This window comes from Citrobacter sp. Marseille-Q6884 (assembly GCF_945906775.1).
In the GTDB taxonomy this organism is placed as follows: Bacteria; Pseudomonadota; Gammaproteobacteria; order Enterobacterales; family Enterobacteriaceae; genus Citrobacter.
Genome location: NZ_CAMDRE010000002.1, coordinates 1,276,504 through 1,298,560 on the forward strand (window position 1 = coordinate 1,276,504; position 22,057 = coordinate 1,298,560).

Genomic DNA, 22,057 nt, shown 5'->3' on the forward strand with positions numbered 1-22,057 from the left:
ATCAGGCACCTATCTTTTTGATCGTCATCGGGATTGCCGCGTGGTCGTCATAACGTGCGGTACAGGCCGCGACGTCGTTGGTTCCCGCTTTACAGGTGATTTCCGGCATTGGATAGCGCGAACCGTCGGTGCAACGCGCATTCCCGCGACTTTTAATCAGTAACTCGCCCGACTGATGCAGGCCGGAGAAAATGTCCGCGCGACAGACAATGTTGTCGCCATGCACAACCCGTGCGGTTCCTTTATTGGCCTGGATCTGATAACGCAGCGACGGGGCTTTGCCACTCACCGGATCTTTGATATCCACCATGACGCGCCAGTTACCGTTAAGAAAACGTGTCGTGCCGACTTTCATCTGACTGGCGTCCATGACCAGCGCATCTTTCGGGATGGCGGCAATCACGACGGGGCCGTCAGCGGGCTTTTCTTTTTTCACCGGTGGCGTGACTTCTGCCCGATGCAGAGGCAGTTCCTGCGTCAGTTCAGGTAAGGGGGTATGATTCACCCGGACAACCTCAGTTGGTGTTGTAACAGGCGCGGTGGCGGTTTCCGGCGGCTGTTGCTTCCATAACAGGGGCGCGGCAATGGCGGCAATAATCACGGCAGCGACAGGCAGACTCCACAGCGGTAAGCGACGTGCCGGTTTTTGCTGTTCTGTCGGCGCGGAAACGCTGGGTTCGCTGATGATGACCGGACTTTCAGGCTCCGGCTCGGGCACCGGAGGGAGGTCCATCACGGTTGTCAGTAACGGAGTATCCGCTTGCGCGAAAGTGATATCTGGCGCGATCTCTTCTTCCGGTTCGGGTTGTGGAGCCAGTATGACGGGAGGCTCATCGGCGACACGCAGGCAATCGAGAACATCATCACGGGTATTTTCGTTCAGATTAACGAAACCCCAGAACGTAATAACGGGTTTGCCATCCACCAGAAAAACATGATTCTCGCCAGGAAATTGCATCGCTTTTTCAAGCAGTGAGCCAAACAGCTGCAATGAGGTTTTCGCTGATTGCAGACTTTTACGGCTCAATGCGGCGGCATTTTCCTGAATACCGTGCAGATAGCGCAGCGCACGCAAACGCGCATCTTCATCAGCGCTTTTCCAGGCCACAGCCGTTCCTTCAAGCGGGGAATACCAGTCCACCCGATCGCCGTTATCGTTGATTTGTGGGATCGCCAGACAATCCGCCATTGCCTGCTGTTTGCGCAGACGAAGCGTTTCACGAATTTGCAATGCTGAATCAAATACGGCCTGACCGCCGCCGCCAACGGCCTGATAGTCATCCAGATTGCCGCTGCGCAAGAGAGTTTTTGCCACGTTGTTGTCCCTTAGACTTCTTCACGCATCTACTTTACGGGTTCTATAAACAAGCAAACGTCAGAAGAGAGGCCAAAAGGGGCGAATTTTCATGGCATAGCGTATTGGGAAAAAACTTGACGTGTTGAAAAAGACTTAAGGGAAATTATTCCACCTGCTGTGTCGAATTTATCAGCGAAATACCCCTGATTAGAATAACCTGATAGTGATTTGTTATTAGTCAGTTTTTGTCAGCTATGCTCTGATAATCGTGTTAATAATAAAATTAGAAGGCTTATAACAATGACTGCAAGGAAAACGTTACTCGCGTTGGCTCTGAGCGCTGTATTACCCACAGGCGCTGCATTCGCGGCCAATACGGACACCCTTATCTACTGCTCTGAAGCATCACCAGAATCCTTTAACCCCCAAATCGCCAGCTCGGGCCCCTCGTTTGTGGCCAGTTCGCAGGTGCTGTACAACCGACTGATCAATTTTGATCCGGTAAAAAATACCCCGATTCCGTCACTGGCGACCGACTGGACGATTTCCCCGGATGGCAAGACGTATACCTTTACGTTGCGCCAGGGCGTGAAATTTAACAGCAACAAATTCTTCAAGCCAACTCGTGATTTCAACGCGGATGACGTTGTTTTCTCCGTATTACGCCAGAAAGATGCCGATCATCCGTACCACAACGTCTCACAGGGAAATTACGAATACTTTAACGATGTTGGACTGGATAAGCTGATTAAAGAGGTGAAGAAGGTTGATGACTATCACGTCCAGTTTGTACTGACGGAACCAAACGCTGCCTTTCTCGCCGACTGGGGGATGGATTTTGCTTCGATTCTCTCGGCAGAATATGCGGATGCCATGCTGAAAAAGGGCACGCCGGAGAACGTCGATAACTGGCCGATTGGTACCGGACCCTACGTGCTGCAACAGTACAAACAGGATTCGCAAATTCGCTATCTGGCCAACCCGAACTACTGGGATGGCGAGGTGCCGACCAAACATCTGATCTTCTCTATCACGCCAGACGTACAGACGCGTCTGGCAAAACTGCAAACGAATGAATGCCAGATTATCCCTGCGCCTTCGCCGGTACAGTTTGACGAGATCAAGAAAAATAGCGACCTGACGCTGCATACGGTAGAGGCGTTGAACGTCGGTTACCTGGCATTTAATACCGAGAAAAAACCGTTTGATAATGTCCTGGTGCGTCAGGCGTTAAACTATGCAACGGATAAAAAAGCGATCATCAATGCCGTCTTTTTAGGCTCCGGCACGGTGGCGAAATCACCGATTCCACCGAATATGATGGGCTTCAATAAAGACCTGAAGGATTACGAGTACGACCCGCAGAAAGCGAAAGATTTGCTGAAGAAAGCAGGGCTGGAGAACGGTTTTGAGGCGACGCTGTGGTCTATGCCGGTTCAACGCCCCTATAACCCGAACTCCCGACGCATTGCCGAGATGATTCAAAGCGACTGGGCGAAAGTCGGCGTGAAGGCGAAAATTGTCTCTTATGAATGGGGTGAATACCTTTCCGGCATGCGTAAGGGTGAGCACGACACGGCGTTGTTTGGCTGGATGTCAGATAACGGTGACCCGGATAACTTCGCAGATGTGCTGCTGGGCTGCAACAGCATTAAAACCGGATCAAACGCCGCACGTTGGTGTGATAAAGCGTATAATTCTCTGGTTCAAAAAGCGAAACTGGTGAGTAAACCGGAAGAACGTGCCGCGCTCTACCAACAGTCGCAAGAGATTTTCTACCAGCAGGCACCGTGGATCGCTCTGGCAAACGGCAAAACGTTCTTTGCGACGCGCAGTAATGTCAGCGGGTACAGCGTGAGCCTGATGGGCAGTGATTTTTCAAAAGCAAAACTCAATTAATGCGTTAAGGAGAATATATGTCGCACCTGGATGACGTCAGTGCTCGTGTCGATGCCGCCATTGAAGAGAGCGTTATTACGCATATGAATGAACTGCTGGTTGCGCTCAGTGAAGATACAGAACTGAGCCGGGAAGAGCGTTACACCCAGCAACAGCGTTTGCGTACGACTATCGCGCATCACGGGCGTCAACACAAAGAAGATATGGAAGCACGTCGTGAGCAACTGACGAAGGGCGGCACAATCCTCTGACGGTTGACGATCTCAACCTCGTATCTGGCCTGCGGGCGCGTAACCCGTAGGCCAGATACGTGCCATTAAAATGAACGTCTGGCCACCAGCCAGGCACCCACCACCAATAACACGGCACCACACACCGGACCCACCAGCGCACGCAGCGGTACGCCATGACTGCGCAATATATCCAGCACCAGCCCTCCAATTAGTTGGCTGGCGACCAGTACCGCAATGGTGGTGGCCGCACCGACGTTTTGGTATCCACTGATACTGGCGAAAACAAAGAACGACCCAAGTAAACCGGGGATTAACGTCCACCAGCGTACGCTGGAGACCAGTTCGCCAAACCCCGCCGCACCTTGCTTAAACCACAAAATGCTGACAAACAGCACAATCCCGACCAGCGAGTTCAGGAGCATGGCGATCAGGATGGTCGATGAGGTCTGCGTAATTCGCACCATTAAGGTGTTTTGCACCACCAGACCAATGCCTGCGGCAATCAGAAAGGAGAGGGTCAGCGTCTGGTTCATCAACGGGCGTCCGGTTCGTTGCTATCGTCTAACTGAAGTTGCATAAAGGTCAGATCCAGCCAGCGGCCGAATTTGGTGCCGACCTGCGGCATTTGTGCGGTTAGTACAAAACCCAGCGTACGATGCAGGTGCAGCGACGCTTCGTTTTGCGACTCAATGCCCGCCACCATCACATGCTTTCCGCAGGCGCGGGCTTCTTCAATTAATCTGCTGAGTAGCGCCCGTCCCAAACCTTTTCCCTGATGATCTGGATGCACATAGACTGAATGTTCAACGGTGTGACGGAATCCATCAAAGTTACGCCAGTCGCCAAAGGACGCATATCCTGTGACCACGCCATCTTCTTCACTGACCAGAACCGGGTACCCCAGCAACTGACGGGCTTCATACCATGAGATACGGTTTTCGGCATCGACCGTCTGATCGTTCCAGATTGCTGCGGTATGAAGAACGGCGTGATTGTAGATTTCTGCGATAGCGGCGCAGTCGTCTTTGCTGGCAAATCGAATTGACATGTTGAACCTCAGGGATTGTTCACTATAGTATTACGATATGAATACTATTGAAGACAGCATAAATCAACGGATCAGTGCAAGAATTCGCATTGAGCGGGAATCTCGTGGCTGGTCACTTACGGAACTTGCTGAGCGGGCAGGCGTATCGCGGGCGATGATCCATAAAATTGAGCGCGCGGAGAGCAGCCCCACGGCCACACTGCTGGGACGACTTTCCGGGGCGTTTGGTATCAGCATGTCAACGCTGATCGCACGGGCTGAAATGCAGGAGGGCAAATTACTGCGTTTCGCCGATCAACCGGTGTGGCACGACCCGCAGAGTCACTATTTGCGCCGCCATGTTTCACCGCGAAGCGATCTGCCCATCGATCTGGTGCAAATAGAATTGCCTGCCGGGAGTGATATTCCGATGCCGGCGTCTTCCTACGTGCAGGCCAGACAGCTTATCTGGCTGCAGCAGGGGGAGTTAGTTTTTGTCGAAGGAGACACGCGCCATGAGATGAAAGCGGGCGATTGTCTGGAACTGGGGCCGCCGAATGACTGCCGGTTTATCAATGAAACCCCGCAATCCTGCGTTTACCTGGTTGTGCGGTTAAACCACGCAGGCAACTAATGTGAAAGCATCTCCAGGGTGGGGCGTCTACTATTGATGAATTCATGCCAAAAGCAGAGGAGAGCATCAATGGGTCAACAAATGCAACGCAATCGCCGCTGGGTACTGGCTTCACGCCCGTATGGCGCACCTGTGCCGGAGAATTTCCGGCTGGAAGAGGATTCGGTCGCCACCCCCGGTGAAGGACAGGTGTTACTGCGCAACGTTTATCTGTCGCTCGATCCCTATATGCGCGGGAGAATGAGTGATGAACCTTCGTACTCCCCGCCGGTAGAGATCGGTGCCGTTATGGTGGGTGGAACCGTCAGCCGGGTTGTCACTTCTCATCATCCTGACTATCAACCCGGAGAATGGGTACTCAGCTACAGCGGATGGCAGGATTTCGACATTTCCGATGGCAGCGGACTGGTAAAACTGGGTGACAACCCGGAACATCCGTCCTGGGCTTTGGGCCTGTTAGGCATGCCAGGATTTACCGCATATATGGGACTGCTGGATATCGGCCAGCCGAAAAGCGGCGAAACCCTGGTGGTTGCCGCCGCGACGGGGCCTGTTGGCGCCACCGTTGGGCAAATCGGAAAACTCAAAGGGTGTCGGGTAGTCGGTGTTGCGGGTGGGGCAGAGAAGTGCCGCCATGCGACGGAGGTGCTCGGTTTTGATCTTTGTCTCGATCATCATGCGCAGGATTTCGCGCAACAACTGGCGCAAGCCTGCCCGCAGGGGATCGACATCTATTATGAAAACGTCGGCGGAAAAGTGTTTGACGCCGTGCTGCCGTTACTGAATACCTCTGCGCGAATTCCGGTCTGTGGACTGGTCAGTGGTTATAACGCCACAGAATTACCGTCTGGCCCCGACCGTTTACCGTTGCTGATGGCTACATTGCTGAAAAAGCGCATCCGCATGCAGGGTTTTATCATCAGCCAGGATTATGGCCATCGCATTCATGAGTTTCAGGAACAGATGGGGCGTTGGGTCAATGAAGGCAAAATCCAGTACCGTGAACAGGTAACCGTAGGGCTGGAAAAGGCACCGGAAACGTTTATTGGTCTGCTGACCGGGAAGAACTTTGGCAAAGTTGTTATACGCCTTGCAGATGAATAAGGCTAAAGAGTAAGAGTGATGTGCCGCTCCTTTTGTGAGCGGCCTGTTAAACATCTATGGAGAAAATAAGAAGGTTGTCGTCAGAACGTGAATAAAGACTCCACTTTGAGATAAATAATGATTACTATTCTCATTATTAAAAAGAGCAGGGCGATGACCGTGCTCATTGAAGTTATGTGAAGCAGTAACATACGAATTTATAAAAGGGAGTCGTCATGTCTTTACGTCATCTGTTTTCGCCGCGTCTGCGTGGTTCTTTACTGTTAGGTTCACTGCTCGTTGCCTCTTCCTTTAGTACGCAGGCTGCGGAAGAACTGCTGCGCAAAGCCGTGGGTAAAGGCGCCTACGAAATGGCATACAGCCAACAGGAAAACGCGCTGTGGCTTGCTACCTCGCAGAGCCGGAAACTGGATAAGGGTGGAGTGGTGTATCGCCTTGACCCCGTTACGCTTGAAGTGACTCAGGCAATTCATAACGATCTCAAACCGTTTGGCGCAACCATTAACAACGCGACGCAAACGTTGTGGTTTGGCAATACCGTCAACAGCGCCGTCACCGCGATGGATGCCAAAACCGGTGAGGTGAAAGGGCGTCTGGTGCTGGATGCGCGTAAACGTTCTGAAGATGTGCGTCCCCTGCAGCCTCGTCAGCTGGTCGCTGATGACGCAACCAACACGGTTTACATTACCGGCATCGGTAAAGAGAGCGTGATTTGGGTCGTGGACGGTGAAACCATCAAACTGAAAAACACCATTCAGAACACCGGTAAAATGAGCACCGGTCTTGCTCTCGACAGCAAAGCGAAACGCCTGTACACCACCAATGCTGATGGTGAATTTATTACCATCGATACGGCAGACAATAAAATTCTCAGCCGTAAAAAGCTGCTGGATGATGGAAAAGAACACTTCTTCATCAACCTGAGCCTGGATACGGCGGGTAACCGTGCGTTTATCACCGACTCTAAAGCCGCCGAAGTGTTGGTTATCGACACGCGTAATGGCAATGTGCTGGCAAAAGTGGCTGCGCCTGAGTCTCTGGCTGTGCTGTTCAACCCGGCACGTAACGAAGCCTACGTGACGCACCGCCAGGCAGGTAAAGTGAGCGTGATTGACACGAAAAGCTACAAAGTAGTCAAAACTTTCGATACCCCGACATTCCCGAACAGCCTGGCGCTCTCCGCCGATGGCAAAACCCTGTATGTCAGCGTGAAACAGAAGTCTTCCCGCGAACAGGAAGCGACACAGCCGGACGATGTTATTCGTATCGCGCTGTAATTATCCGGAGGGGGAAACCCCTCCTGTCATTTCTCTATACTCCACGATACGCCTCGTTACACCCCATCGATAGTCTGATAACGTCAGGGACTTACACTCTTCCCCTCGGCTCATTAACTCTCTCAGGACTACCATGAAAAAGCCATTTATCTGCCTTTGCGCGGGCGCAATGCTGTTTACTTTAGCGGGATGCACTACCGATTACGTCATGACGACGAAAAGCGGACAAACCATAACCACCCAGGGGAAACCAAAACTGGATAAAGACACGGGGATGACCCGCTACACCGATCAGGATGGCAATGCGCGGGAAATTAACAGCAATGACGTTGCTCAACTGATTGAAGCAAACTAAGCGCCTTAAGTAGGGGGGCAGGCTAAGATTCCTGCTCCCGTTTAACGATAGACACCCTACGTAAGTGCCCTTATTTGTTATTTTCCTGCCGCGCGTAGAGATAGGCGGTCGCTCTGGAGATCCCCAGATACTGCGCGACGGTATCCATTGATTTTCGCACATCAAGCAGACCTTCTTTTCGCAACGCCTGAATTAATGCTTTACGATCCGCAGGCTTAAGGGCTCTGGGGGTGGTAGCGAGTTTTGCGGCGTAGCTGTCGATACGCTGGCGGATGGCTTCGGTGCCTCCGGGGCTAAGATGCTCCACCACGGAGGTGGTTTCAATTTCTGTAAAACGGGCAAGGGCGCTTTGCATCCCGCGAAATAACGTCATATCCACATTCAGACATAAGGCCGCGACGTATTTTCCTTCGTTATCCTTTATGCCGATAGAGGTGCTTTTTACCGGACGCCCGTCCGCAAACTGATTGCCGTAATTGGCAACAATACTCGGGAATTCCGGCGATGCGATACGAGCCAGGCCCAGTTCAGTGGCCGACTGGCCGGGTTTTCGCCCCGAGAGATTGTTATGGATTGACAGTATCGCATGGTCAGGATTTTTCAGGTCATGCACCACGACTTCACAGAACGGATAAAAGGTCTCGCTTAATCCTTTGGCAATCGTATCCAGTTGACTGAGCACTACGTTTTCTTCGTGTTTAGACACCGTTATCTCCTGCAAAACGTCCGTTACCTGAACTTGTATACACGCATGATAATACAATGCGTGTTGATTAAGACTATTCGTTCAATGATTCAACGGTATTATGGCACACGGCATGGCGAACGCCTAAGTCTCTACCATGAACGCGCTGCATACGTCGGGGATCAGCGCGCATCCCACGGCCGTGTCGCGAGAGTCTCTCTCAGTAACTCAATGAACTGCTGGGTGCGGGGCGTTCTTTCAGAGATGCTGCTCGCCGTCAGGGCGACAATATCGGCATTGGGCAATGCATAGTCGGGAAGCAACCGCACCAGTGAACCGTTGTTGATATGCGGCATCACATCCCATTCCGAGCGCATAATGATCCCTCGCCCGGCGAGAGCCCACTCTTTGACCACCCGACCTTCATTACTTGCCAGACGCGGATGAACGCGAAGCGGATACTCTCCGTTCACGCCGGTAAAACGCCACAGTGTGACATCTTCGCTATTCTCTCGCAGCGCAATGCAATCGTGTGAGAGCAGGCTTTCCGGGTTTTCGGGTATGCCTTTACGGCGTAAGTAGTCTGGCGAGGCGCAGACAAATCGCCGGTTAGACGCCAGCTTAATACAATGCATACTGGAGTCGCGCAACTCACCGATAAAAATCACCACGTCCCATTTATGTAAATCAGACCAGCTCGGATCGTCGGACAGCGTCAGTTCAATTTCCAGATTTTCATGTTTCGCAGAATAAAGGCCAATCAGCGGAGCAACATGATCATGACCAAAGCCCAGCGGGGCGAGCACGCGCAGTTTTCCCCGCACAACCTGCCGACGGTCATCGATTGCCGATTGTAGCGCTGTCAGCTCAGAAAGGATTTTTTCAGCCTGGCTCAGCAAAAGAGAACCTTCGTCGGTCAGAGAGACCTTGCGCGAGGGTCTTAAAAGCAGTGTCACGCCCAGTTTGTTTTCCAGTGCGCGCAGTCGTTGTGTAACGGAAGGCGGAGTCACATTAAGCGTTCTGGCCGCGGCTGCGAGCGTGGTGTGGCTGGCAATAGTACGGAAAAAGTATAAATCGTCACTGTTGATCATTAAGTCTGAACCTAACCAGTCATTGCATTTATATTAATTTATACCTAATGATGGCAGTGGCAAACTTTCTCTTAATATCTATTAATGGAGAGTAAAAATGACCACTCCGGCCTGGTTAAGCACAACAGAAACGCCTTACCTGTTGATTGATAAAAATAAGTATCTGAAGAATATCCGTCGCCTTTATACCCGCACCGAAGCGCTGGGTAGCAAAGTGCGGCCGCACCTCAAAACATTGCGCTCGGTCGAGGCCGCACACTATTTACTGCCCGAGCGCCATGATCCGGCAACGGTCTCCACCCTTGCCGAAGCGGAAGCCTTTGCGAAAGAAGGGTATACCAACCTGCTGTACGCTGTTGGCATCGCTCCGCATAAGCTCCCGCGCATTGCCGCGCTGATGCAAAAAGGCACCGATATCCATATTTTGCTCGACAGCCGGGAACAGGCAGAGGCCGTGGTGTCTTTCGGCCAACAGCACGCCGTTGCGTTCTCGGTGTTTATTGAAGTTGACTGCGACGGCCATCGTGGCGGGGTTCCGCCCGAAAGCGATGCGTTGCTGGAACTGGCGCGGATGCTTGAGGACGGTGGCGCAACACTGACGGGGCTGCTTGCCCATGCCGGGGAATCGTATAATTGTCGCACCGACGAAGCGATCCGGGTGGCGGCTCAAGCCGAATGTGATGCCATACGTCGAGCCGGGCTGCGGGTACGTGAACAGGGACATCGTTGCCCGGTACTCAGTGTGGGGGCCACGCCGACGGCGCACTTTGCCGACAATCTCTCCGGTATCACCGAGGTTCGGGCGGGGGTATTTACCACCTTTGATCTGGTGATGAAAAATGTAGGGATCTGCGAAATGCATGATATCGCCATGTCAGTGGTTGCCACGGTCATTGGGCATAATCGTGACAAAGGCTGGGTGTTCATTGATGCAGGCTGGATGGCGCTTTCCCGAGACCGGGGAACGGCGCATCAGGTAACGGATTATGGTTATGGCCAGGTATGCAACCTCGAAGGGCAACCGCTAAACGGGCTGAAAGTGGACATCACGAATCAGGAGCACGGGATTGTGGTATTAACGGCAGACTACCGTCACGATGACTTTCCGGTGGGAAGCCGAATCAGGATCCTGCCCAATCACGCCTGCGCCACGGCCGCAATGCATCGTCAGTATGAGGTTCTGGGCGATGACGGTGAAGAACGTGAAGTCTGGTCACGTATTGTAGGCTGGTAACACTGGCGGGCTTTATGCCGCTTCCGCAAACAGAAGCGGCAATAAAGGAGCCTGGCATACGGAAATCTTTTCAATTACATGGCTAAAAATTCGCTGAATCGGCTGATATCCACGTTGCCACCGCTAATAATAATACCGACCTTTTTACCCGCCAGTTCACGCTTTTTCGCTCTGGCAGCAGCGAATCCGAGGCAGCCGGTCGGTTCAACAACCAGTTTCATACGCTCGGCAATAAACTTCATCGATGCGATCAGTTCTTCATCTGTCACCGTCAGAATATCCGTGACATGCTTTTGGATCAGCGGGAAGGTGTAGTTTCCAAGATGTTGCGTCTGTGCGCCATCCGCAATGGTTTTGGGGGTATCAATGTGAACGATTGATCCACTTCTGAATGACTGCTGTCCATCGTTACCGGCTTGCGGTTCAACACCATAAATCAGGCAATCCGGTGAAAGATGCCGAGTCGCCAGTGCCGAGCCTGACAGCAGACCGCCGCCGCCGAGGCAGACAAACAGCGCATCCAGAGGTCCGGTTTCTTCTATCAGCTCTTTGGCCGCCGTTCCTTGTCCCGCGATCACATGTGGATGGTCATAAGGCGGGATCAGCGTCAGCCCGTGTTTCGCCGCCAAATCGCGTCCAATCTGCTCGCGATCTTCGGTGTAGCGGTTATAAACAATGACATTTCCGCCGTAGCCTTTTGTGGCCGCCACTTTTGCCGCTGGCGCATCATGAGGCATGACAATTGTCGCCGGGATCCCGAGTAATTTCGCCGCGAGGGCAATGGCTTGCGCGTGATTACCCGAAGAGAAGGTGACCACGCCGGCAGCTCGCTGTTCTGGTGTAAATTGCCTGAGCGCATTCATCGCACCACGAAACTTGAATGCGCCCATACGCTGCAAATTCTCACACTTAAAAAACACCTCGGCACCAAATTCTTCATTCACGGTTCGGGATGTCATCACCGGCGTGCGATTTGCATAACCCTCAATGCGCTCTGCGGCAGCGGCGACATCAGCATAACAAGGTAATTTAAGCTCAGTCATTTTGAATTTCTCATCATTGTCATGTGGAAGACGGTTTAACTGGCGAGTGCGACGGCTTCAATCTCAATGGCCGAGCCATAGTGCAATTCCGACACACAGGCAACGGCGCGGGAAGGGCGATAATCTCCCAGCCATTCCGCATAGATCTTGTTAAATTCAGGCCAGAAGTTGATATCCGTGACATACACCCTTACAGACACCAGGGACTGTCGGGAGACACCTGCGCCAGTCAGAATGGCATCGATGTTATCCAGTACCAACCGAACCTGTTCGGCAAAGGGCGCATCTGATTTTTTCTCACCCGTCGCCGTGATGGGCAACTGTCCTGAGATGAAAATTAAACCCCCTGCGGTGACGGAGTGCGAATAGTGCCCGGCAGGCGGAAACAGTGTGTTTGTGGTGTTCAGGGTAATTTCAGAAGGCATGTTGATCTTCTCCAGTCGTTGTTGAAACGTCAGGTTTGGCTCAGAAGGCAATTACGTTACCCGCTGCACCCATTAATCTCCGGCGTTTGTCATGAAACTCACTTAATACAAACAGTCTAATTAAATACAAAGTGTATAGCAATCATCAAACGACTGCTGTGAGAGATCGCGCAAAAACGCTGAGCTAAGAGGTTAACGGCAAAGCCCGAGTTGCTCTGGAAGAAAAACGAAGGGGGAACGACGGTGGGAAACGATGCGCTCATCTTGAGGTCATCAGGATGAGCGCCGGCTTGCTATGCCGAGAGTCCAAAGACCTGGACGGCCTGCTGCAACCGTGATGAGCGTTGCGTTAAATCGGCGGTAGCGTCAGTGACGTGCTCCACCATTTCGGCGTTATTATGCGTCATCACGCCCACCCGTGAAATCGAGTCATTAATCAGCTCCAGCGCCTGAGTTTGCTCGCGTGTTGCCAGACTAATGTCTTTGATCATCATCGACATCTGTAATACATCACCGATCATGCCCGTGAGATGGGTTTCCGTTTGTTCCACCATTTGGACGCCCGCGTTAACGTTAGCGACGTTTTTCTCGATAAGCAGTTTGATCTCTTTCGCTGCAGACGCCGAATGTTGCGCCAGATTTCGTACCTCAGCGGCGACGACGGCAAAGCCACGCCCTGACTCTCCTGCGCGTGCCGCCTCGACGGCCGCATTGAGTGCCAGAATATTGGTCTGAAAAGCGATACTGTCGATCACGCCAATGATATCGACGATCTGGCTGCTGTCGCGCGAGATTGTCTGCATGGTGGCAATGGTTTGTTTCATGATATTGCCGCCTTCAGCGGCATTAGCACTGGTCTTATCGGCCATCGTCATGGTTTGTTCGGCCGTCTCCGCGGTTTGTTGTACTGCACTTCCGATCTCCTCTATGGCCGCTGCCGTTTGCTGAAGGTCGGCTGAGGTTTCCTCGGAGCGCGTATGCAGTGCAGTGCCTTCTTTTGATACGCGCTGGCTAATCGCGCGAATACCCGCTATTTGCGTACTGACGTCATCAACCAGAGAATTCAGGTTCAGTCCTGATTGATTAACCAGCCGCATTAGCATACCGATTTCATCCACGCGATTTAAATGACAGTTATTCGTTTTACGCCCGGATACGACTTTTTTCATTTGGCTCAGCAGCGTATTAACTGGCTGACAAATTTGATACTTAAGGTAAATAGCTAATGCTAAAAATAGCACCAGTATGCCACCGGACTGAATAAACGCGTTCACCGGTGCGAAGATAAATAACAACGAGAGCAGGGCCGCGGTGCCTAAAGCATAATTGACACGCTGACTAATGCTCATCCATTTAAAAACAGATGCCCATGCCATTATCCCTCGACGAATCACAATACCTTTAAAAAAACGAAAACCGGTAAACTGCTGATTATTTATTTTGCCGTAGAGTTGTTCACTCTGGTCAATTTCTTCGCGCGATGGCACGGTACGTACAGAGATGTAACCGGTCAGTTTCTCATTATGCCAGACGGGCGTGACATTAGCGCGCACCCAGTAATGATCGCCATTTTGCCGGCGGTTTTTAACCATTCCCGTCCAGCTATCACCCTGTTGTAGCGTGTACCACATGTCGGCGAAGGCGGCGGGAGGCATATCGGGATGGCGAATGATATTATGGGGTTCGCCCATTAGCTGGTTTTCGTTGAACCCGCTGGCATCGATAAAAGCAGAGTTCGCATAGGTAATATGACTCTCTTTATCTGTGGTCGAAAGCAATGTCGCTTTGTCGTTCAGCGAGTACTCAATTTGTGTAACGGGCAGGTTACTTTTCATAAAGGCCCCATGATGATATGTATAATTCATACAAAATCTCCGTAATAACATCAGGAGATATTAAAAAGCTGTTTTAAACGGTTTTAATAAGAAACGCTGCATTCTCTACCAATCATCAATTATGTGAAAGTACTTCAGGTAAAAAATAATTGCGTGCAATATCATTAATTTCATAATTCTGAAACAACAAATACAAACGCATAACCTGTGCAGCGATTTAGTCTGACTTAAATTAAATTAATCCGGGGAGCTTATCGCAAAGATAAAATTAACCAAAAATGATATTGCCGTTTTTTCAACGTCAGCAGCAACCCTACTATATTTCGTAGCCCACGCATAAAGGGATCTTATCTGACGCGATCGCTGCCCGTACCGTTCACCGAATCTTAACCCTGAGGACAACAGGGTTGGTTATCTGTTTTTTAGCAGAGCAAATGTGAATTAATTGTTTTAATACGGTTGCTGAACGATTTAATAATGATGACATGTTAATAAATATAGGCCTGCAACATGTCATATCGCCTGAGCATTCTTGATAAAAGCCCCGTTGGGGAAGGTGAAACCGCCGCCATTGCCCTTGCCCGAACGCTGCAGTTGGCGCAGTTTGCCGAGGCGTGGGGATATCACCGTTTCTGGATCGCGGAACATCATAATACGCCACAACTTGCCAGTCCGTCGCCGGAACTTGTGATTGCCTGGATCCTCGGACAAACGCAGCGTATCCGTGTGGGCTCTGGTGGCGTCATGCTGCAACATTACAGTCCTTACAAAGTGGCGGAAAACTTCAATCTTCTTGCATCGCTGGCGCCTGGACGCGTTGATCTTGGCGTCGGAAAGGCGCCTGGCGGCTTACCGCTTTCCACTCAGGCGCTGCAACGGGGCATTCACCCGGATGAACGGGGCAGTTTTGCACAGCAGCTTTCTCAACTCACCGACTGGCTGTCGCTGACCGGTAAAGAATCGACGCAGGCTGTTTTCCCGACGCCGCTTCCTCCTTCACCCGCAGAAGGATTTGTGCTGGGCGCCAGCGTGGAAAGCGCACAGTTGGCGGCGGCATCAGACTGGAACTTTATTTTCGCCGCGCATCTGAACGGGGATAAAGCCCTGTTGCGTGACGTTCTGTCGTACTGGAAAACAAACAGCACGCGACCTGCCATTGTCGCCGTACAGGTCATCGTTGCGAACAGCGCCGAAATCGCAGCGCAGATGGCGGAAAACGTGCAGATCTGGGGTGTCGAGCTGGAAGACGGTCAACGTGTCACGGTCGCCAGTGAAGAACAGGCTCTGGCGTTCGCCGCGCAGGCAGGAAGTGCGCCACGAAAAATAGCCCGTCGTGAGCAGGCGCTACTGCACGGTACCGCGCAGGAAGTGGTCGCCCATCTGAATCAACTGCATGCGCACTACGGCATTGATGAGTTCATTATTGACACGCCAGTGGCGGAAGGGCATGCGCGCCTGACCTCTTTACGGTTATTAGCACAAGCGCATGCTTACGAGGAGGTTGCCTGATGTCACTCGGCTCGAAGCTTATCCACTGGCGGCGTGAATTGCACCAACACCCGGAACTTTCCCTGCAGGAGGTGGCAACCACCGCACGCATTCGCGACTGGCTGCGCAGTGCAGACGTCACTATTTTACCCTTTGAACTGAAAACGGGTCTGGTGGCTGAAATCGGACACGGGAACGACGTTATCGCACTGCGTGCAGATATTGATGCGTTACCGATAGAAGAGAGCGCTGATGTTCCGTTTCGTTCCGTCACGCCGGGGGTGATGCATGCCTGTGGGCACGATATTCACACCAGCGTGATGCTGGGTGCTGCACTGTTGCTCAAGCAGCAGGAAGCCAATTTGCCTGGGCGAGTGCGCATTCTCTTTCAGCCCGCAGAAGAGAGTTTTGGCGGTGCGAAAACCTTGATCCGCGCTGGCGCGCTACAAAACGTGGCGGCGATTTTTGGTATGCACAATGAGCCGGGTTTACCGGTGGGCGAATTTGCCACGCGGGGCGGTGCGTTCTACGCCAATGTGGATCGCTTTGTGTTACGCATCAATGGCAAAGGCGCGCACGCAGCACGTCCCCATGAGGGCAAAGATGCCATTCTGCTCGCCAGTCAGCTGGTGACGGTTTTGCAAAGCGTTGCCAGCCGGGAGGTAAACACGCTGGATTCGGTGGTACTCAGTGTGACGCGTATTCAGGGCGGTAATACATGGAACGTTCTGCCCGAATCTGTAGAACTGGAAGGCACCCTCAGGACGCACCGTACAGCGGTCCAGCAGCAGGTCAAAACACGGGTCAGCGATATCGCAGCCGGATTTGCCCAGGCTTTCGGCGCTCAGATAGACGTTATCTGGCATGCGGGCCCCACGGCGTTGGTGAATGATGCACGCTGGGCCAATATTGCTACCGACGTGGCAAAGCAGTCCGGCTACACCACGCGTAAAGCCGACCTGCATATGGGAGGAGAGGATTTTGCCGTCTATCTGCAAAATACGCCTGGCGCATTTGTCAGCATTGGCAGTGCCAGTGAGTATGGATTACACCATCCTGGCTTTAATCCGGACGAACGATTAATTGAACCCGCAGCACAGTATTTTTCCCATTTAGCAAAAACGGCTTTCGAACATCTTTAATTTTACCTGTTGGGTAAGGGGTTACTATGGACAGAAATCGGCAATTACGGCTGGGCACTATTTTGCACGGCGCGTCAGGAAATATGTCAGCATGGCGTCATCCGGCAGCTCAGGCCGATGCCAGTATTAATTTTGAGTTTGTGAAAAAGACAGCATTGATTGCGGAGCAAGGCAAACTTGATTTTATTTTTGTTGCTGATGGGCTGTATATCAATGAAAAATCCATACCGCATTTTTTAAATCGTTTTGAACCCCTGACGGTATTATCCGCGCTGGCCAGCATTACCCGCAATCTGGGGTTGGTGGGTACGGTATCGACGTCATACAGCGAACCGTTCACCACCGCGCGCCAGTTTGCCAGCCTCGACCATCTCAGCCACGGGCGCGCAGGATGGAACGTGGTGACATCGCCGCTGGAAGGTTCGGCAAAGAACTACTCCCGTGCGCAACATCCTGAACATGCCCAGCGCTACCGTATTGCCGACGAATACCTGCAGGTGGTGAAAGGCCTGTGGGATTCATGGGAAGAGGATGCCTTTACGCGTAATAAAGCGAGCGGTGAATTCTTTAATCCGCAGAAATTGCACACGCTGAATCATCACGGTGATTATTTTCAGGTCGCCGGGCCATTAAATATTGGCCGTACCCCGCAGGGACGACCGATTATATTTCAGGCGGGGGCCTCTCAGGATGGTAAAAAATTAGCCGCTCACCATGCCGATGCTATTTTCACTCATCAGGAATCGCTGGCCGAAGCCAAAGCGTTTTATCAGGATGTAAAAAATCAGGCAGAAATTGCCGGACGCCATCCCGATGAACTGCATATTTTCCAGGGTGTCAGTGTGATCGTTGGCGGCAGTGAACAGGATGTGGAGCAGCAATATCAAACGACTGCTGCGCTGGTCTCGGTGAGCGATGCGCTCAATTACCTTGGCCGCTACTTTGAACATCACGATTTTGCGCAGTACCCACTTGATGCGCCGTTCCCGGATGTTGGAGAACTGGGGCAAAACAGTTTTCGCAGCACCACCGATGAAATCAAACGTCATGCGCGGGAGAAAGGGTTAACCCTGCGACAAGTGGCGCTGGAAGCGGCCAGTCCTCGTCCGCGTTTTAGCGGTACGCCAGAACAGGTCGCCGATGGCTTACAGCAGTGGTTCGACGAGAGAGCCGCCGACGGATTTATCATTCAGGGCGGTACACCCGACACCTTCCCACGCTTTGTCGAGCAGGTGGTCCCGCTGCTTCAGGCACGCGGCCTGTTTCGTCATGAATACCCTGGCACAACCCTGCGCGAGAGCCTGGGGTTAGCGACACCTGCAAATCAATTCACACAATAAGAGACATACGCTATGCAGAAAAAATCATTACTTCTTGCGCTGTCACTGACTTTCAGCGCAACCGTCTGGGCAAATGACGTCACTATCAACGGTACCGGCGTAAGCCTGGAAGCCAACAAAACCCCGATCAACACGGTGAAAAATCCTCAGGCCATTGCGCAACTGCCCGCCGGTCTGCATCTTGCGGTTCCGGGGAAATTCACGGTGGCCATTGCCGGATTGAGTCAGCCGCCACTGACCGTGTTTGCAGATGACAATAAAACGCTGATCGGCAGTGAAGCGGATATCGCCCGCCTGGTTGCCGACAGTCTGGGACTGGAACTGAACGTGGTGCCGACATCATGGGAAGACTGGCCGCTGGGCGTGGCCTCCGGCAAATATGATGCCGCGATCAGCAATATTACCGTGACCAAAGCGCGCAAAGAGAAGTTCGATTTCGCTACGTACCGTAAAGACTCTCTCGGTTTTTACGTCAAAACCGGCAGTCATCTGACGAAAATCGACAAGGCGGAAGATATTGCAGGCCTGCGCATTATTGTCGGTTCGGGGACGAACCAGGAAGCGATTCTGCTGGCGTGGAACGACGAGAACCAGAAGAAAGGGTTAAAACCGTTTACGCCGGTCTATACCAAAGATGATGCGGCCCAGACGCTGGCATTACAGTCCGGTCGCGCCGATGCCTATTTCGGTCCTAACGTCATCGGGGCGTGGAAAGCGGCGCTGAACGGTAAAACGCAATTGGTGGGGAGCGTGGATGGCGGCTGGCCTAAGGCCGCGCATATCGCGGTGACGCTGAAGAAAGACAGCGGTCTGGTGCTGCCGGTACAAACTGCGCTTAATGGCGTCATGAACAATGGCGACTATGACAAAGTGCTGAACCGTTGGGGAGAAGGGGTCGAGCGTATCCCTCATTCTGAAATTAACCCGGCCGGTTTAGGCGACTAAGGAGGTCTGTGTGAGTGATGAATTCCGTGTGGTCTCCCCCGAAGCCACAGAACTCCAGCCGATCCTTAACGGTCTGTTCGCTGAATATGCCGCACGTTATGGGGATTATTTCTCCCGTGATGCTGAAGTGGAGTTGACCGAATGGTATCTGGCTCCGCAGGGGATCTTTGTGGTGCTTGAGCGTGACGGCGAAATTATTGCCACCGGAGCATACAAACCCTATGACAAAGACACGGCCGAGATAAAACGCATCTGGACCAAAAGCACCCTGCGTCAGCAGGGGCTGGCGGCACGCGTCGTACAGGAGCTGGAACGTCGGGCGTTACTTGCAGGCTACAGCCGCATTTACCTGACCACGGGGTTTCGCCAGCCGGAGGCTGTCCAGCTCTATTTGGGGCGGGGTTACGATCCGCAGTTTGATACGACCCGCAATCCCGAAGAGTACAGCCAACCCCCCTTTGATGGGCGGCTGCGTTTTAGCAAACTGTTGACCCTCGCAGGTCAGGCAAAAATAGCCTGAGGAGAGAAGATGAAAACGACGGAAACCATCAAGGTCGTCCCGGCGCGCTATCCGTTGCGTACCGTGGGCGCGATAGTGGCGCTGTTTGTGCTGACGGTGATTATCCAGTCGGTGGCGTTTAATCCGCGCTGGGAATGGGGGGTGTTTGCCCGCTGGTTCTTTGATCCGGTTATTTTGTCTGGCCTTGGGCAAACGCTGCTACTGACCCTTATCGGGACGCTATTGAGTATTGTGTTGGGCGGTTTGTTGGCGCTGGCCAGACTCTCATCGTCCTGGCTGTTGAACGGGCTGGCATGGGGATATATCTGGCTGTTTCGCTCGCTGCCGCTCATTGTGGTGCTGATTATTCTGTATAACTTCTCTTATCTGTACGACACATTATCCATTGGTATCCCGTTTACCGCGGTTCAGTGGGGCAGCTTTGAGACGATCAATGTGCTCGGTCAGTTTTCCACGGCGGTTGTTGGGCTGACTCTGGTTCAAAGCGCTTATACCGCGGAGATTATCCGGGGTGGTTTCCTCGGCGTCGATCATGGTCAATATGAAGCCGCTGCCGCGCTGGGGTTACCGGCCTGGCGCCGCACATTGCGCATTATTCTGCCGCAGGCGCTGCGCACTATTTTACCTGCCGGATTCAATGAAATTATCAGTCTGGCAAAAGGGACCGCGATGGTTTACGTGCTGGCGATGCCGGAGTTGTTCTATACCATCCAGATGATCTACAACCGCACCCAGGAGGTGATCCCGCTGCTGATGGTTGGGGCGGTGTGGTATCTGGTGATCACCAGCGTTCTGTCATTAATTCAACATATTGTCGAACGAGCACTGGCGCGTAGCGAGCGCCGTTCAGCCATCAATACCTCTCGCACGCATCGTGCGGTGAAACGCAGTCGTCAAATTCCGTCGCAGGAGGCCGCACATGTCCCACTCGCCTGAGGGTCATATTTCCATTACGGGAGTCAGCAAATATTTTGGTCGCCAGAAGGCGCTGGATAATGTGTCGCTGGAGATCCTTCCCGGTACCGTGACGGTGATTCTCGGGCCATCCGGTTCAGGAAAATCAACGCTACTGCGAGCCATCAACCATCTGGAACGTGTCGATGAGGGATTTATTCAGATTGATGGCGACTACATTGGCTATCGCCGCCAGGGAGACAAACTGTACGAGCTAAAAGAAGCGGAAATCCTGCGCCAGCGCGTCAATGTCGGTTATGTCTTCCAGAACTTTAATTTGTTCCCACACCTAACGGTGCTGGAAAACCTGATTGAAGCGCCGATAGCGCATGGGCTGGCCTCACGTAAAGCGGCCACGGAGCGGGCATTAACCTTGCTGGATACCGTAGGGTTGCGGCATAAAGCCGATGCCTGGTCACGTCACTTATCCGGTGGACAGCAGCAGCGTATCGCCATCGCCCGTGCGCTGGCGTTACGTCCACGCGTCATGCTGTTTGATGAGCCGACTTCGGCGCTCGATCCCGAACTGGTGGGCGAAGTGCTGGATGTGATTAAAGCACTGGCGCGATCAGGAACAACGCTGGTCGTGGTGACCCACGAAATTGGTTTTGCCCGGGAAGTCGCGGATCAGGTGGTGTTTATGGTCGATGGAAAGATCGTGGAGCAGGGCAGCAGTGAGCAAGTGCTAAACCGTCCACGTCACACCCGAACCCGGCAGTTTTTATCCAAAGTGCTGTGATCCCCTGTGGCACAAGGCTGTGCCACAGTCCCCCTTTTCATACAAGACTCGATGGCCGTCGTGATGGCAAGGGTGCTCTACACTTAAAGTTTTACTTTGAGGGTAGCAGCATGATTAAGGTTTATGGTGTGCCGGGCTGGGGATCAGCCATCAGTGAAGTTATGCTCACGCTGGCAGAAATTCCATATCACTTTGTCAACGTGAGCGGTTTTGATAGCGACGGGGTTGCGCGGGATTTATTAAAAACAATGAACCCGCTGTGCCAGGTGCCAACACTCACCCTGGAAAATGGCGAAGTCATGACAGAAACGGCAGCGATTTCGCTCATGATTCTTGATCGTCGTCCCGACCTCGCGCCCCCTGTGGGACGCGCCGAGCGCCAGCAGTTTCAACGCCTGTTGGTATGGCTGGTGGCAAATATCTACCCGACGTTTACCTATGCCGATTACCCCGAACGTTGGGCACCGGATGCCGCAGCGCAATTGAAGAAAAACTGCATTGAATACCGTAAATCGCTCTATCTGTGGCTGAATGATCAGTTAAGCGCCGAACCGTACGCATTCGGAGAGCAACTCACATTACTCGACGTTTATCTTGCCGTTATGCGTAGCTGGGGGCCGGGACATGACTGGTTTCAGGACAACACGTCAAATATTAGCGCTATCGCTGATGCGGTATGCCAGCTCCCGTCATTACGTAGCGTACTGAAAAGCAATGCGATTATTTAACTGCTCCCGCGCCGCGATCGTATTGAACTTATCTCGCGTGAAGACGATATTATTGATGCTGG

General features: G+C 52.6%; 21 protein-coding genes and 1 pseudogene. 14 read left to right on the forward strand and 8 right to left on the reverse strand.

What is annotated here, in order from left to right; genetic code table 11:
- Position 1: 1 nt before the first annotated feature.
- Positions 2 to 1,315, reverse strand: coding sequence for an SrfA family protein (locus N7268_RS21330; RefSeq protein WP_260864368.1), 1,314 nt, complete (start codon positions 1,313 to 1,315; stop codon positions 2 to 4).
- A gap of 282 nt (positions 1,316 to 1,597) precedes the next feature.
- On the opposite strand from N7268_RS21330, the gene N7268_RS21335 reads away from it, so the two are divergent.
- Both N7268_RS21335 and N7268_RS21340 read left to right on the forward strand, forming a co-directional pair.
- Positions 1,598 to 3,196, forward strand: a complete 1,599-nt coding sequence (locus tag N7268_RS21335) for an ABC transporter substrate-binding protein (protein ID WP_260864369.1) — start codon at positions 1,598 to 1,600, stop codon at positions 3,194 to 3,196.
- A 17-nt stretch (positions 3,197 to 3,213) separates the two neighbouring features.
- Positions 3,214 to 3,447 (forward strand): YdcY family protein, encoded by a 234-nt coding sequence (locus N7268_RS21340; protein ID WP_260864370.1) that lies wholly within the window; start codon positions 3,214 to 3,216, stop codon positions 3,445 to 3,447.
- 65 nt (positions 3,448 to 3,512) lie between these two features.
- Here N7268_RS21340 and N7268_RS21345 read toward each other — a convergent pair whose 3' ends face one another.
- A complete protein-coding gene (locus N7268_RS21345) occupies positions 3,513 to 3,962 on the reverse strand; it encodes a DMT family transporter (protein ID WP_042308290.1) in 450 nt (149 codons plus the stop codon).
- Positions 3,962 to 4,477: a GNAT family N-acetyltransferase gene (locus N7268_RS21350; protein ID WP_260864371.1), complete on the reverse strand. Its 516-nt coding sequence runs from the start codon at positions 4,475 to 4,477 to the stop codon at positions 3,962 to 3,964. The genes N7268_RS21345 and N7268_RS21350 overlap by 1 nt, the downstream gene beginning before the upstream one ends.
- 37 nt (positions 4,478 to 4,514) lie before the next feature.
- Here N7268_RS21350 and N7268_RS21355 point away from each other — a divergent pair, with 37 nt between their 5' ends.
- From N7268_RS21355 to N7268_RS21370, 4 genes are all read left to right on the forward strand, one after another.
- The gene (locus N7268_RS21355) at positions 4,515 to 5,090 is read left to right on the forward strand and encodes a helix-turn-helix domain-containing protein (RefSeq protein WP_260864372.1); all 576 of its coding nucleotides are present in this window, start codon (positions 4,515 to 4,517) and stop codon (positions 5,088 to 5,090) included.
- A gap of 69 nt (positions 5,091 to 5,159) precedes the next feature.
- Positions 5,160 to 6,194 carry an NADP-dependent oxidoreductase gene (locus N7268_RS21360; RefSeq protein ID WP_260864373.1) on the forward strand — a complete coding sequence of 345 codons (1,035 nt, stop codon included), beginning with the start codon at positions 5,160 to 5,162 and terminating at the stop codon, positions 6,192 to 6,194.
- A gap of 215 nt (positions 6,195 to 6,409) precedes the next feature.
- Positions 6,410 to 7,471 (forward strand): YncE family protein, encoded by a 1,062-nt coding sequence (locus N7268_RS21365; protein ID WP_260864374.1) that lies wholly within the window; start codon positions 6,410 to 6,412, stop codon positions 7,469 to 7,471.
- A 133-nt stretch (positions 7,472 to 7,604) separates the two neighbouring features.
- Positions 7,605 to 7,826 (forward strand): YgdI/YgdR family lipoprotein, encoded by a 222-nt coding sequence (locus tag N7268_RS21370; protein WP_198904164.1) that lies wholly within the window; start codon positions 7,605 to 7,607, stop codon positions 7,824 to 7,826.
- A 70-nt stretch (positions 7,827 to 7,896) separates the two neighbouring features.
- Here N7268_RS21370 and N7268_RS21375 read toward each other — a convergent pair whose 3' ends face one another.
- Positions 7,897 to 8,532 (reverse strand): transcriptional regulator, encoded by a 636-nt coding sequence (locus N7268_RS21375; RefSeq protein WP_260864375.1) that lies wholly within the window; start codon positions 8,530 to 8,532, stop codon positions 7,897 to 7,899.
- 161 nt (positions 8,533 to 8,693) lie between these two features.
- Entirely contained in the window at positions 8,694 to 9,602 is a 909-nt protein-coding gene (locus tag N7268_RS21380) for a LysR family transcriptional regulator (protein WP_260864376.1), read from the reverse strand.
- 97 nt (positions 9,603 to 9,699) lie between these two features.
- On the opposite strand from N7268_RS21380, the gene N7268_RS21385 reads away from it, so the two are divergent.
- Positions 9,700 to 10,836: a DSD1 family PLP-dependent enzyme gene (locus tag N7268_RS21385; RefSeq protein ID WP_260864377.1), complete on the forward strand. Its 1,137-nt coding sequence runs from the start codon at positions 9,700 to 9,702 to the stop codon at positions 10,834 to 10,836.
- 74 nt (positions 10,837 to 10,910) lie between these two features.
- Here the strand turns inward: N7268_RS21385 and N7268_RS21390 are convergent, their stop codons facing one another.
- The 3 genes from N7268_RS21390 to N7268_RS21400 form a co-directional block, all read right to left on the reverse strand.
- Positions 10,911 to 11,879, reverse strand: a complete 969-nt coding sequence (locus tag N7268_RS21390) for a threo-3-hydroxy-L-aspartate ammonia-lyase (protein WP_260864378.1) — start codon at positions 11,877 to 11,879, stop codon at positions 10,911 to 10,913.
- 35 nt (positions 11,880 to 11,914) lie between these two features.
- Positions 11,915 to 12,304: a RidA family protein gene (locus tag N7268_RS21395; protein ID WP_260864379.1), complete on the reverse strand. Its 390-nt coding sequence runs from the start codon at positions 12,302 to 12,304 to the stop codon at positions 11,915 to 11,917.
- A 293-nt stretch (positions 12,305 to 12,597) separates the two neighbouring features.
- On the reverse strand, positions 12,598 to 14,139 hold the full coding sequence (locus N7268_RS21400; protein ID WP_260864380.1) for a methyl-accepting chemotaxis protein: 1,542 nt from the start codon (positions 14,137 to 14,139) through the stop codon (positions 12,598 to 12,600).
- Between the two features lie 510 nt (positions 14,140 to 14,649).
- Between N7268_RS21400 and N7268_RS21405 the strand changes: the two genes are divergently transcribed.
- The 7 genes and pseudogenes from N7268_RS21405 to N7268_RS21435 all read left to right on the forward strand — a co-directional run bounded on the left by N7268_RS21405 (position 14,650) and on the right by N7268_RS21435 (position 21,995).
- Positions 14,650 to 15,648, forward strand: a complete 999-nt coding sequence (locus N7268_RS21405) for an LLM class flavin-dependent oxidoreductase (protein ID WP_260864381.1) — start codon at positions 14,650 to 14,652, stop codon at positions 15,646 to 15,648.
- Positions 15,648 to 16,769 (forward strand): amidohydrolase, encoded by a 1,122-nt coding sequence (locus N7268_RS21410; RefSeq protein ID WP_260864382.1) that lies wholly within the window; start codon positions 15,648 to 15,650, stop codon positions 16,767 to 16,769. The genes N7268_RS21405 and N7268_RS21410 overlap by 1 nt, the downstream gene beginning before the upstream one ends.
- A 26-nt stretch (positions 16,770 to 16,795) precedes the next feature.
- Positions 16,796 to 19,054, forward strand: a pseudogene (locus N7268_RS21415) (NtaA/DmoA family FMN-dependent monooxygenase).
- A gap of 10 nt (positions 19,055 to 19,064) precedes the next feature.
- Positions 19,065 to 19,574, forward strand: a complete 510-nt coding sequence (locus N7268_RS21420; protein ID WP_260864383.1) for a GNAT family N-acetyltransferase — start codon at positions 19,065 to 19,067, stop codon at positions 19,572 to 19,574.
- A gap of 9 nt (positions 19,575 to 19,583) precedes the next feature.
- Positions 19,584 to 20,510 (forward strand): amino acid ABC transporter permease, encoded by a 927-nt coding sequence (locus N7268_RS21425; protein WP_260864384.1) that lies wholly within the window; start codon positions 19,584 to 19,586, stop codon positions 20,508 to 20,510.
- The gene (locus tag N7268_RS21430) at positions 20,494 to 21,267 is read left to right on the forward strand and encodes an amino acid ABC transporter ATP-binding protein (protein ID WP_260864385.1); all 774 of its coding nucleotides are present in this window, start codon (positions 20,494 to 20,496) and stop codon (positions 21,265 to 21,267) included. The genes N7268_RS21425 and N7268_RS21430 overlap by 17 nt, the downstream gene beginning before the upstream one ends.
- A 110-nt stretch (positions 21,268 to 21,377) precedes the next feature.
- Entirely contained in the window at positions 21,378 to 21,995 is a 618-nt protein-coding gene (locus N7268_RS21435) for a glutathione S-transferase family protein (RefSeq protein ID WP_260864386.1), read from the forward strand.
- Positions 21,996 to 22,057 lie beyond the last annotated feature (62 nt).

What these genes read in the sequence shown, in the direction of transcription:
- N7268_RS21335 (WP_260864369.1), top strand. Translation starts at nt 1,598, where the DNA reads ATGACTGCAAGGAAAACGTTACTCGCGTTGGCTCTGAGCGCTGTATTA.
- N7268_RS21340 (WP_260864370.1), top strand. Translation starts at nt 3,214, where the DNA reads ATGTCGCACCTGGATGACGTCAGTGCTCGTGTCGATGCCGCCATTGAA.
- N7268_RS21345 (WP_042308290.1), bottom strand. Translation starts at nt 3,962, where the DNA reads ATGAACCAGACGCTGACCCTCTCCTTTCTGATTGCCGCAGGCATTGGT.
- N7268_RS21350 (WP_260864371.1), bottom strand. Translation starts at nt 4,477, where the DNA reads ATGTCAATTCGATTTGCCAGCAAAGACGACTGCGCCGCTATCGCAGAA.
- N7268_RS21355 (WP_260864372.1), top strand. Translation starts at nt 4,515, where the DNA reads ATGAATACTATTGAAGACAGCATAAATCAACGGATCAGTGCAAGAATT.
- N7268_RS21360 (WP_260864373.1), top strand. Translation starts at nt 5,160, where the DNA reads ATGGGTCAACAAATGCAACGCAATCGCCGCTGGGTACTGGCTTCACGC.
- N7268_RS21365 (WP_260864374.1), top strand. Translation starts at nt 6,410, where the DNA reads ATGTCTTTACGTCATCTGTTTTCGCCGCGTCTGCGTGGTTCTTTACTG.
- N7268_RS21370 (WP_198904164.1), top strand. Translation starts at nt 7,605, where the DNA reads ATGAAAAAGCCATTTATCTGCCTTTGCGCGGGCGCAATGCTGTTTACT.
- N7268_RS21380 (WP_260864376.1), bottom strand. Translation starts at nt 9,602, where the DNA reads ATGATCAACAGTGACGATTTATACTTTTTCCGTACTATTGCCAGCCAC.
- N7268_RS21385 (WP_260864377.1), top strand. Translation starts at nt 9,700, where the DNA reads ATGACCACTCCGGCCTGGTTAAGCACAACAGAAACGCCTTACCTGTTG.
- N7268_RS21390 (WP_260864378.1), bottom strand. Translation starts at nt 11,879, where the DNA reads ATGACTGAGCTTAAATTACCTTGTTATGCTGATGTCGCCGCTGCCGCA.
- N7268_RS21395 (WP_260864379.1), bottom strand. Translation starts at nt 12,304, where the DNA reads ATGCCTTCTGAAATTACCCTGAACACCACAAACACACTGTTTCCGCCT.
- N7268_RS21400 (WP_260864380.1), bottom strand. Translation starts at nt 14,139, where the DNA reads ATGAAAAGTAACCTGCCCGTTACACAAATTGAGTACTCGCTGAACGAC.
- N7268_RS21405 (WP_260864381.1), top strand. Translation starts at nt 14,650, where the DNA reads ATGTCATATCGCCTGAGCATTCTTGATAAAAGCCCCGTTGGGGAAGGT.
- N7268_RS21410 (WP_260864382.1), top strand. Translation starts at nt 15,648, where the DNA reads ATGTCACTCGGCTCGAAGCTTATCCACTGGCGGCGTGAATTGCACCAA.
- N7268_RS21425 (WP_260864384.1), top strand. Translation starts at nt 19,584, where the DNA reads ATGAAAACGACGGAAACCATCAAGGTCGTCCCGGCGCGCTATCCGTTG.
- N7268_RS21430 (WP_260864385.1), top strand. Translation starts at nt 20,494, where the DNA reads ATGTCCCACTCGCCTGAGGGTCATATTTCCATTACGGGAGTCAGCAAA.
- N7268_RS21435 (WP_260864386.1), top strand. Translation starts at nt 21,378, where the DNA reads ATGATTAAGGTTTATGGTGTGCCGGGCTGGGGATCAGCCATCAGTGAA.